Source organism: Companilactobacillus nodensis DSM 19682 = JCM 14932 = NBRC 107160 (assembly GCF_000615905.1).
Lineage (GTDB): Bacteria > Bacillota > Bacilli > Lactobacillales > Lactobacillaceae > Companilactobacillus > Companilactobacillus nodensis.
In genome coordinates, this window is record NZ_BAMN01000022.1 from 26,987 (window position 1) to 38,122 (window position 11,136).

General features: G+C 38.3%; 8 protein-coding genes and 1 pseudogene. 4 read left to right on the top strand and 5 right to left on the bottom strand.

Going from position 1 to position 11,136, the window contains the following annotated elements; genetic code table 11:
• Nucleotides 1-15: 15 nt before the first annotated feature.
• Nucleotides 16-564 (bottom strand): NADPH-dependent FMN reductase, encoded by a 549-nt coding sequence (locus JCM14932_RS11755; protein ID WP_025025026.1) that lies wholly within the window; start codon nucleotides 562-564, stop codon nucleotides 16-18.
• 306 nt (nucleotides 565-870) lie between these two features.
• Here JCM14932_RS11755 and JCM14932_RS16625 point away from each other — a divergent pair, with 306 nt between their 5' ends.
• Nucleotides 871-1,569: a hypothetical protein gene (locus tag JCM14932_RS16625; RefSeq protein ID WP_025025027.1), complete on the top strand. Its 699-nt coding sequence runs from the start codon at nucleotides 871-873 to the stop codon at nucleotides 1,567-1,569.
• 222 nt (nucleotides 1,570-1,791) lie between these two features.
• Here JCM14932_RS16625 and JCM14932_RS11765 read toward each other — a convergent pair whose 3' ends face one another.
• A complete protein-coding gene (locus JCM14932_RS11765) occupies nucleotides 1,792-2,163 on the bottom strand; it encodes a hypothetical protein (protein ID WP_025025028.1) in 372 nt (123 codons plus the stop codon).
• Between the two features lie 141 nt (nucleotides 2,164-2,304).
• On the opposite strand from JCM14932_RS11765, the gene JCM14932_RS11770 reads away from it, so the two are divergent.
• Nucleotides 2,305-3,300 (top strand): zinc-binding alcohol dehydrogenase family protein, encoded by a 996-nt coding sequence (locus tag JCM14932_RS11770; RefSeq protein ID WP_025025029.1) that lies wholly within the window; start codon nucleotides 2,305-2,307, stop codon nucleotides 3,298-3,300.
• Between the two features lie 34 nt (nucleotides 3,301-3,334).
• Here JCM14932_RS11770 and JCM14932_RS11775 read toward each other — a convergent pair whose 3' ends face one another.
• On the bottom strand, nucleotides 3,335-4,114 hold the full coding sequence (locus tag JCM14932_RS11775; protein ID WP_025025030.1) for an HAD family hydrolase: 780 nt from the start codon (nucleotides 4,112-4,114) through the stop codon (nucleotides 3,335-3,337).
• A gap of 102 nt (nucleotides 4,115-4,216) precedes the next feature.
• Between JCM14932_RS11775 and JCM14932_RS15500 the strand changes: the two are divergent.
• Nucleotides 4,217-4,965: pseudogene (locus JCM14932_RS15500) on the top strand (winged helix-turn-helix domain-containing protein).
• 2 nt (nucleotides 4,966-4,967) lie between these two features.
• Nucleotides 4,968-6,470 carry an ATP-binding protein gene (locus tag JCM14932_RS11785; protein ID WP_025025031.1) on the top strand — a complete coding sequence of 501 codons (1,503 nt, stop codon included), beginning with the start codon at nucleotides 4,968-4,970 and terminating at the stop codon, nucleotides 6,468-6,470.
• An 88-nt stretch (nucleotides 6,471-6,558) separates the two neighbouring features.
• Here the strand turns inward: JCM14932_RS11785 and JCM14932_RS11790 are convergent, their stop codons facing one another.
• Entirely contained in the window at nucleotides 6,559-8,724 is a 2,166-nt protein-coding gene (locus tag JCM14932_RS11790) for an LTA synthase family protein (RefSeq protein WP_034543352.1), read from the bottom strand.
• Nucleotides 8,725-8,950: 226 nt separating this feature from the next.
• Nucleotides 8,951-11,098, bottom strand: coding sequence for an LTA synthase family protein (locus JCM14932_RS11795; protein ID WP_025025033.1), 2,148 nt, complete (start codon nucleotides 11,096-11,098; stop codon nucleotides 8,951-8,953).
• Nucleotides 11,099-11,136: the final 38 nt, after the last annotated feature.

Consider the following 11,136-nt stretch of genomic DNA (forward strand, 5'->3'; position numbering starts at 1 on the left):
GTAATCCCATTTTGATTAATATCTGTTTAATAGTTCTACATATGCATCAATGATGCTTTGTAAGAACCCAACTGAATTTTCTGATACTTTCCCATTTTCATCAAGCATATTTGTAACATTACCAATATATGCTTCGGGTTGTTGAAGTGTTGGCATGTTTAAGAATACTAGTGATTGACGCAAGTGGTGGTTTGCACCGAAACCACTGATTGCACCAGGTGATACTGAGACGATTGCAGCTGGCTTCTTGTCCCAAATACTTTCACCATATGGACGAGAACCAACATCAATAGCATTCTTCAATCCACCGGGTACTGAACGGTTGTATTCAGGTGTTACGAAGAGTACACCGCTAACTTCTTTCATTGTATCTCTGAACTTTGTCCAGGCGGCGGGAACATTTCCTGGTGTATCAAGATCCTCACTATATAGTGGCAAGTCTCCGATTTCTACAAATTCTGGTTCGTATTCACTTGGAAACATTCCTACTAAGTTGTTAGCAACTTGACGTGAGTATGATCCTTTACGCAAGCTACCGACGATTACGGCAATTTTTTTTGACATATAACATTCCTCCAATTCCTTATATATCCAAATTATCATGTTGCGCTGTTTTCGACAAATAATTGTTCTCGGAGAGGGCGATATTTTTTCCGATGAGGCAAGAATTGATATTGTGATAAATTCACAATATAAAATTAAAACGATAAATAGTCATATAATTCAAAATTAAAGTAGATAATATGAACTACATTACAAAGATGTTACAAAAAAAGCCTCAAACAGAATTTTTTTATTCTTAGCGTAATACAATTGAAACAATTATCTTGTATAGTTCTCTCTTGTGATTAAGAAAACCGGGGGGATTAGTTGATAAAGCAATTTAAATTAGACGCATTATTTTTTATGGGGTTAATCTTAGTTGGATTCATGGGCTATACAGCTACTGTTCAAGCCGATGCACAAAACAATGATCCATCAACAAGTAATGCTGGAGACTTTGTAAACCTATCAAACTTGTCAGATTCATCAAAGGATAAGCAAGATAATTTTAATAGAAAGGTCTCACTACCAGGGAGCAAAGAATTTATTCCTGGAATTGAAAATAGCGAAAGAGACTATGAAATGGGAGAAGTTGCAGCAGCGAAACAAGCACAACCGGAAGTAGACGCTGTGGCTTTAGAGAACGAAGCAATTAAGGCTGAGCAAGAACAAGCTTCAGCACAAGTTCAACAGCAAGCACAAACACAGGCTGCAGCAACAACCGTAGCCACAACGCAAGCTGCTCAACAATCAACAGCGAGAACTGTTGGTACATTTAAGATTAGTTTTTATGATCCAGCAGTATTAGGATCAAACATGGGTTACAGTGGTGTCGCTACAAATCTAGGCGTTATCCCACGTGGATCACGCTTGAAAATTACAACCGCACAAGGTGATGTTTGGTACAGAACAGTCAATGATACGGGAACATTTGCATATGACAATCCATATCAGATCGACGTCGCAATGCCAAATAGCATGATTCCTTCTTATGGAATTACTAGTGCAACTGTAGAAATTGTGTAGAGAGTGTTTAGAGCGTGTCAAAAGACGGTAACAACTGAGCATTACCTAGGATAACGAAGGTGCCAACGTAGTTGGCGCATTTGTTATCCGTAGTAAGCGGAGGTTGTTGTCTTTTGTAAACGCGTTTCGGCTACAAAGCTAAAGAACACAACAACAATTCACAGTTAATAAAAAAACAAGTCTTGGGGACTTGTTAAAATCAAAAAAGAGACGACTGCATAGCTATGTGCGGTCGTCTTTTTTATCCATTTTTACAAAAATAATATTATCGCCACTGATGTAAGTCAGATATTTACCGTCCAGCTTAATATTCTTTTTAGCATGAACATTGTATTTGCCATCAAAGAATCTGATCAATGCTGAATGTGTAGTGTAGGCATTAGGTAAGTTTTCAATCAAATCGTCGTTTATCTCGTCACTGTTTATCACGTAGAAGTAAAGTTTAGGCGCAACTGATTGCGTTGGAATATGAACGTGAACCTCGTTAACTGTATTATCTAGTGTGAGATACGTTGAATCGTTTTTAATAGATGAAATACTTTTAAAAATCTTCTCTGATCCGTCAGGATATTTGACGTCAATGAATTTTGCCATTTGAATCACTTCGATTTTTTACCTGAATCATAATATCAAATTTGTTGGAATTGAAGAAAAGTGTACTGGTAAATAGGGTTTAATACATAATGTAAAACTATTATTAAAAATGATGTAAAATAAGTGTCACGAGGTGATCATATGAAAACATATGGTATGACAAATAGTGAATTGAGTAGTTTAAAAGAATTTGAAAAAGAAACTCCAGTACCAACTGGAACAGATCTTCTAGTAAAGATCGAAGGGCTATCGATCAATCCGGTCGACATTGCGACTAGAAAGAGCTTCGGTGGTAATGATGTGCAGCCACTTATTTTGGGGTTCGATGGTTATGGTACAGTTACCGCAACTGGTGACCAAGTGAACAATTTCAAAGCTGGCGACAAAGTATTTTTTGCCGGGGACCATACACGTGATGGAAGTTATCAAGAATATGAATTGGTCGATGAGCGTATCGTTGCCTTGGCACCTACAAAAACATCGATTGAAGAAAGTGTTGCGATGCCACTGGTTACACTGACTGCGAGTGAATTATTATACGAAAAATTACATGTTGATCCAAAAGAAGATAATAGTGATAAAACAATCCTGATTATCAATGGTGCCGGTGGTGTAGGTTCAATCGCTATTCAACTGGCACATTTGGCAGGACTACGTGTTATTGCGACCGCATCAACGGATGAAAAAGTTAAGTGGGTCAAGGATCTTGGTGCTGATCTAGTCGTCAACCACCATGATGACTTAATTAAGCAAGTTCATGATTTGGGAATTAATACCGTCGATTATATTTTGGGATTAAGTGATAATGATCCACATTGGAATGAGATTGTTGAATTGATCAAACCATTTGGTATTTTTGCCACAATTACTAATTTGCGTGATTCACAGATTGGGGACTTGAAGCAAAAGTCAGCGGATTTTGCTTGGGAGTGGATGTTCACGAAGGCCTTTTATAATCTTGATTCAATGTCGACACAAGGTGATTACTTGGAGCAGCTAGCGACTGGACTTGATGGTGGAATGATCAAATCAACCACCACCAAAGTATTACATGGATTGAATGTTGAAACTTTGACTAAGGCAACTGAATTAGTTGAAGCTGGTCATATGATGGGTAAAGTTGTTGTTATAAAATAAAAAAGCTGGGAAAAATCCCAGCTTTTTTGAAAGTTTAAATTAAATTATAATGTTTGAGTCCATTGACGATACCGTGATCAGTATTAGCGGTCGTTACGAATTCGGCAGCTTCTTTGACACTGTCAATTCCGTTACCCATTGCAACACTGTGCTTGACTTCCTTGATCATTGGCAGGTCATTGGGGCCATCGCCGAATGCATAGACAGGCTTGTCCTCGAGCTCTAGTCCGCTCAATAGATGTTTGATACCGTTCATTTTTGAAACACCTTTAGCAATCGTATCAATGGCATAAGGACCAGTCTTGTAGAAGGTTAATTCGTCACCAAAAATTTTTGAATAACGTTCGGGACCGTCAGGCGTAACAACTAAGATCATTGGCAGTTCTTCTTTTTCATAGAACTTAGGATCAACGCCGGGAACGGGGATTTTGACTGACTTATAAAAATCGTTCACAAATTTTGTGCTCTTGATTGTGTACGTTTTGTCAAGTGAGTGCATTGTGATAATATCATTGTATTGTTTGGCTTCTTCGATGACCTTCGCAACGGTCTCTGGTGAGATATTTTTCTTGTAAATAGTTGTGCCAGCTGATTGGACATAGGCTCCATTGAATGAAACATAAGTATCGATGCCAGTTGGACCAGTTACGTCGACTAATTCGCTTGGTGCGCGGCCAGTACTGATGGCAGGCAGGTAGCCATTATCACGTAACTTGTGGATAGCAGTAGCTACATCAGGATCGATTTTGGAATGTTCGTTCATCAATGTACCATCAAGGTCGAAGAAGACAGTACCTTTATAATCTTTATTCAAAAAATCACCAACTTAATTCATATTTTTATACTAATATATATAGTAGCAAGTTTTAATGAATTGTTATAGTCTTAAATCGAAAGTAGATGGAGTGAATTATACATGAAAATTTTAATGATTGAAGATAATAAATCTGTATCAGAAATGATGAGTATGTTTTTCCAAAAAGAAAATTGGGATGCTCACTTCGCATATGACGGTAATGAAGCCGTCGATATGTTCAATGAAGCACCTGACGATTGGGATATGATCACACTCGACTTGAACTTACCTGGCAAGGACGGATGGAGGTCGCCAAAGAAATCAGAAAGGTTTCAAAGACGGTTCCTATCATCATGCTAACGGCTCGTGATACCGAAAGTGATCAAGTTCTAGGACTGGAATTCGGTGCTGATGACTATGTTACTAAGCCATTTAGTCCTATCACATTGATTGCCAGGATGAAGGCCATTCATCGTCGTAATGAAAATGTGGCTGAAGAAGCATCCAAGGGTAGTGCTAATGTTGAATCTGATACAACCGCCGACAATGACGGATTCGATGTAAATACTGGCTACTTCAAGTTGAATTCAAACACACGTGAAGCCTTCTTAGGTGATAAGGAAATTCCTGATTTGACACCTAAGGAATTCGATCTCTTGAAAACTTTGGCAAGCAAGCCTAAACAAGTCTTCTCACGTGAACAACTATTGGAGCAAGTATGGGACTATGACTATTTCGGGGAAGAAAGAACCGTCGATGCTCATATCAAAAAGTTACGTCAAAAGATTGAAAAAGTTGGACCACAAGTTATTGAGACTGTTTGGGGAGTGGGCTACAAGTTTGATGATTCTGGACGTAAGGTAGATTAATTATGAAATTAATTTATCAAAATATGCTGAGTTTTTTGATCGTTATCCTTACGACTTTGGGAATTATTCTCTATTCCGTTACGAGTACTTCGACGACTTCAGAGTACAACCGAACTTATAAGGATCTTGAGAGCTATGCTGGTAATCTTGAAAAAATAGCTCTAAAGACAGATTCAAAAACCGGACAGATCCATAATATTACAGGGGATAATATTAAGACTGTCGAGCAAGTTCTATCAGATAAGAACGTTCAGTTCGCAATATTTGATTATCAAAATGACCAAGTATATCCAACTCCACCAACCAATGTGAAGCTGCACTTGAAGCAATCATATTGGAACAAACTGAAGCAGGGTAAGACGATTCGTAATATTCAAAAGCCCGAGAGTTCTGAAGGCAATCCTCGCTTAAGCAATAAAAAGGATAATTTGAGTTATGTTTACGTCCTGACACCGTGGTTCCAAAATGGTAAGTTGATTGCGGCCGTTTGGGCGGGATCAGATGTTTCACAATTACAGACTAATATTGGTGAACTCAATAAGCGTCTGTACTTTGCCTTATTGATATCACTATTAGCTGCGATTATTTTGAGTTTCTTGTTGTCACGTTATCAAGTCAACCGAATCAATCGACTTCGTGGTGCAACAAGACGAGTTGCTAATAATGATTTCTCAGTTCATATCGAAAGTAAAAACACGGATGAATTGGATGATCTCGCTAATGACTTCAATACCATGGTTAAGTCACTAGAGGCTTCAGATAAGGAAATTAAGCGTCAAGAACAACGACGTAAGGAGTTCATGGCCGATGCATCACATGAGATGAGAACGCCTCTTACGACTATTAATGGCCTATTAGAGGGCCTTGCTTATGATGCCATCCCTGAAGAATCCAAAGGTCAAAGTATTCAATTGATGCGTAATGAAACTAATCGATTGATTAGGTTGGTCAATGAGAATCTTGATTACGAGAAGATTCGGACTAATCAAATCACCTTGGCAAAACGTGTCTTTGATGCGAATACACCTTTGAAGGATATTGTTTCACAATTGCAGAAGAAGGCCGCTGAGTCCAAAGATAAATTGACTCTGGAGACTCCAGAAGATGAGTTGGAGACATATGCTGATTATGATCGATTCGTTCAGGTAATGTTTAACATCATGCAGAATTCGATTCAGTTCACGGATAACGGTGAAATTACAGTTACAGGTTATCGTGCTGATGATCGACATGCTTCGATCTTTAAGATTCAGGATACCGGCATCGGTATGTCTGAAGAGCAAGTTAAGAATATTTGGGATAGATACTATAAGGCTGATCCATCGCGTAAGAATCGCAAGTATGGTGAGTCCGGATTGGGACTATCGATTGTTCATCAATTGATTGAGAATCACGGTGGGGAGATCCACGTTAAGAGTAAGTTGCATGAAGGTACGACCTTCACTGTTACTTTGTTCGATGAAGGTTATGAACACAAAGTTGATACAGACAAGGCACCTGATTAAGTGTTCTGTTTTCAGGTATGAAAATATTCATCCTCATAAAAATCAAAAAATAAGACAGGGAAAATATTAATATTTTCCCTGTCTTATTTTAATTATCAGCATCATTCTTCAATACATATGACCAATCATCAATAGGTGTTCTATCTCCATTTAGCTCTGGTGCATCAGTATTGTAAAGATGAGTAGTGGATTTGTTATCGTTCTTGGAATATAAGCTGGTTGAGCCAGCACCTAATGAACTCCGTGTCTTGATCAACCGCTGAATCTGATTGAGGTAATTATAAGAGTCATCATCAGGATTAACTGGTGTGAAGCCATTTGGAGTATAGAATCTCAAGAGGTCCTTGTTGTTTACGGCATCAGAAATTTTTAGCTTAGTATTAACTTCCTCTTGCCAATTAGTTACTTTATCCTCTAATTCAGGATTGTCCTGTAAGTTGATCAATTCACCAGTCTCATTGCTGTATACTTGTGGTCCCTTACTGTTATTTACCACGGTGTACTTAGTTGTGACAAAGTTCTTATCTCTGAACGCTACTGGACCCTTATGTTGCTTAGATAATAAATCAGAACCGACTTGTATGTAGTTCTTAGTATTAACACCGGCAAGATGCAGGATGGTAGGTAAGACGTCAATTTCACCACCGTATGTGTGGTTGACGCCACCCTTTAATCCATTCATGTGAATCATGAATGGCACTTTTTGAAGTTGTGATTCGTTGTAAGAATTAAAGTCATTAGGGTCGATTCCAATGATTGGAGCGAGAGCCTTGTTCTTGTCAGCTGAAATTCCATAATGATCACCGTACAAGACGATCATTGAGTCATCGTACAGTCCTGAATCCTTAAGGTAATCGAAGAATTCTCTCAAGGAGTTATCCAGATAATGGGCTGTAACAAAGTAGTTACCAACGCTACTATCGGTTGTATCGGGAGCAGCGAAGCCGTCGCTATTATCCTGGTCACTCAACGTATATGGATAATGATTAGTAACAGTAATGAACTTAGTATAGAACGGTTGTTGTAACTGCTCTAGGTACTTTACACTCTCAGACAACATCAATTTATCCTTCATACCATATTTCATGCTGGCATTGTCGATTGAATTATCATAATAAGATTGATCGAAGAAATAGTTATAACCCATATTCTTGTAGACTTCATTGCGACTCCAGAAGCTACCCACATTACCATGGGAGACAGCACTAGTGTAGCCCTTTTTCTGTGCCAAAATAGCTGGTGCCGATTGGAAGGTATTCGCTGGTCCATTAGTAGGGAAGAAGGTTCCACTACCTAGTCCAAATAGTCCTGATTCCAGCATGGTTTCGGCATCACTAGTTCGACCTAATCCCACTTCATGGTAGAAGTTATCAAATGATATTGTGTTGTTATCATTGTAGAGACTGTTCAAGAAGGGAGTAACTTCTTGGTCGTTGATCTTCATACCAAGTAAAAATTGTTGGAAACTTTCTAGATGAATAATAATGATGTTCTTCTTATTAGCTTTGCCGAAGTACTTAGGATTAGGCGCGGCATAATTGCCGTCGACATAATTAAGCACATCATCCATATCAGTACCGACCGCAGTAGATCTAGCCTGGTCTGTCATCGTTGACTTGACCGCATCGTAACCAAGGAAGGTATTGAATCCGAGATACTTAACAACGTAGGCGTGGTCAAATGTTCTTGATAATAATTGTGGACGATTACCTTCGGCAATCATTAGATTAACTGAAAAAATCAAAATACCGACTGAAGTAGTGGCGACTGCAGCTAATTTACGTAGTGGTTTAGAATCTAATTTGATGAATTTTAAGCTGAATAATAATATTAAAATAATTAAATCAATAAAATAGATAAAATCATGAATCTGCATGAGTGAGAAAGTACTGGAGCCCAGTCCTTTGGATACTTTACCAACTCCTAAGATGACGGATGACGTTAAGAAGTCAGAGAATTCACGGTAGTACAAAATATTCGCATATAAAAATATGGATTCGATTAAATAAATCAGACCCATAATTGTATACGAAATTTTTGCTCGTTTGATATAGAGTGGGATGCTCAATAGAATCAATGCGGTTGCGATTGGATTGATTATCATAATGATGTGCTGCAATGGATCATTCAATCCCAGTGAAAAATCGACATAGTAAGCAACAACTGTTTTTATCCACAATAAAAATACCAAAAAGCAAATAAACCCTACTCGTTGATTAACCAATGACTTAAATTTTAATTCTATATTATTCATACAAATCCCTTAAGTTGTGTCATATGGTCTTATTATATCAGTTATACGAATTGTATTATTGAACCCACGAAAAAATACCCCAAGCAGCCCAACTGCGAGGGGTATTTGTGTTGGTATCGTTGAAAACAGTCACATCTTCTTGTACAAATGTATTATAACACGTTGTTACCTGGGCATTTGATTTGAATAATTGTATCTAATTATTAATAGATTTGTTAGAAAGGCACTAGTCATCAGCGTTCGCACCCTTTAGAACACTTGACCAGTTGTCGATGTAAGTCCTGTCGCCGTTTAACTCTGGCGCATCAGTATTATACATTGGAGTAGTGGATTTATCATTGTTCTTTGAGTAAACACTAGTCGATTTGAGTCCTAGATCATCACGAGTCTTGACCAATCGTTGAATTTCATTTTGATAGCTGTACTCGGACGGATTAACCGGCTTGAATCCTGTCGGTGTATAGAATCTCAAAAGATTCTTGTTATTCGTGGTATCTGATATTTTTAGCTTCTCATTAACTTCTTCTTGCCACTTATCAACAGTCTTAGATAGTTGAGCGTTGTCGTTGAGATTTACTTGAGTACCAGTGCTGTTGTCATAAACAATATGTCCACCATCGGTTCCACGAATCACAGTATACTTAGTAGTGATGAACTCCTTATCACGGAAGGCAACGATATCACTGTGATTGCTCGATAATAGGTCAGTACCAAGTTGAACGTATCCCTTAGTATTGATTCCAGCAAGATGGAGAATCGTCGGTAGGGCATCAATTTCGCCACCGTAGGTATCGTTTAATCCACCTTTGAGTCCCTTCATATGAATCATGAATGGCACTCGCTGCATTTGGACTTCATTGAAGTCACTATTGTTAGTATCGTAACCAAGCATTGGCGCAACAACTTTATCCTGTGTTGCATTTAATCCGTAGTGGTCACCATAGAGGACAATCATTGAATTGTCATAGATACCACTGTCCTTGAGATACTGGAAGAATTCCTTTAAGGCACTGTCCAGATAATGTGCTGTTACAAAGTAGTTATCGACTACGCTATTACCGGTGTCAGTCTTAGGGAAGTCAGCGGTCTGATCTTCGTCACCTAAGTCGTATGGAGTATGGTTAGTAACAGTAATAAATTTGGTATAGAAGGGCTGCTGTAACTGTTCGAGGTATTTGACACTTTCGGAAAGCATCAGTTTGTCCTTCATACCATAGCCAATACTTGAGTCGTCGCTTTGGTTGAAGTAGTTCAAATCGAAGAAGTAGTCGTAGCCCATGTTTTTGTAAACATCGTCACGATTCCAAAAACTACCAACATTGCCGTGGAAGACGGCACTGGTATAGTTCTCTTTTTGCTTAAGGATAGCTGGAGCAGCTTGGAAAGTATTGTCTGAACCTAACTTTGAAAATAGTGAACCTTCAGGTAATCCGTACAGACTTGTCTCCATCATATTCTCGGCATCACTAGTACGGCCACTGCCGACTTCATGGAAGAAGTTGTTGAACGACATAGTGTTTTTGTCGTTGTATAAACTGTTTAGGAATGGTGTAACTTCCTGGTCGTTGACCTTCATGCCAATTAGAAATTGTTGGAAACTTTCTAGATGGATGATGATAATATTTTTACCTTTAGCTTTTCCGAAGTAGTTTTTATTCGGTGCAGCATAATGCTGATTAACATAATCAAGTACATTGTCCATATCAGTTCCGACTGCGGTTGATCGAACTTGATTATTCTGAGCCGACTTGATGGCATCATAGCCTAAGAACGTGTTGAAGCCTAGATATTTGACGATGTAACTATTGTCGAATGTACGACCAAGTAATTGTGGACGGTTGGTCTCAGCCAGCATTAAGTTGAGTGAGAAGAGGAACACACCTAGCATTGTAGTTGCGAAGGCGGTCAACTTGCGGATCTTGGTCTTGTCGATTCTTATATAGTGACTGGTAAATAGGACAACGAGCAAAACGAAATCTAAGAAATAAATAAAGTCATGTCCTTGCATTAAACTGGCGGAGCTGCCACCTAGACCCTTGGTGACCTTGGATGCACCAGCAATCGTGTTGAATGAAATAAAATCCGAAAACTCACGATAGTACAAAATATTTGCATATAACAAAATATTTTCTAAAACATAGATAACACCCATCACAATGTAGGATACAATAGCCTTGTTGATGTATAACGCTATACTCAACAAAACGATTGTTGTAGCAATAGGATTGATGATTAGAATTAAATGTTGTAACGGGTCATTTAGTCCCAAAGAAAACTCGGCGTAATAGGCAATGACAGTTTTTAGCCATAAAAAAAAGACCAACAGACTTGAAAAGCCCATGCGTTTGTTCAAAAATAATTTTATTTTATTCATAAAAGTTCCTTGTTTGTAAAATTTCTTTAATAAATTTA

Bases quoted from the DNA above. Each gene is read 5' to 3' on its own strand.
- JCM14932_RS11755 (WP_025025026.1), bottom strand. From the start codon at position 564: ATGTCAAAAAAAATTGCCGTAATCGTCGGTAGCTTGCGTAAAGGATCA.
- JCM14932_RS11765 (WP_025025028.1), bottom strand. From the start codon at position 2,163: ATGGCAAAATTCATTGACGTCAAATATCCTGACGGATCAGAGAAGATT.
- JCM14932_RS11770 (WP_025025029.1), top strand. From the start codon at position 2,305: ATGAAAACATATGGTATGACAAATAGTGAATTGAGTAGTTTAAAAGAA.
- JCM14932_RS11785 (WP_025025031.1), top strand. From the start codon at position 4,968: ATGAAATTAATTTATCAAAATATGCTGAGTTTTTTGATCGTTATCCTT.
- JCM14932_RS11790 (WP_034543352.1), bottom strand. From the start codon at position 8,724: ATGAATAATATAGAATTAAAATTTAAGTCATTGGTTAATCAACGAGTA.
- JCM14932_RS11795 (WP_025025033.1), bottom strand. From the start codon at position 11,098: ATGAATAAAATAAAATTATTTTTGAACAAACGCATGGGCTTTTCAAGT.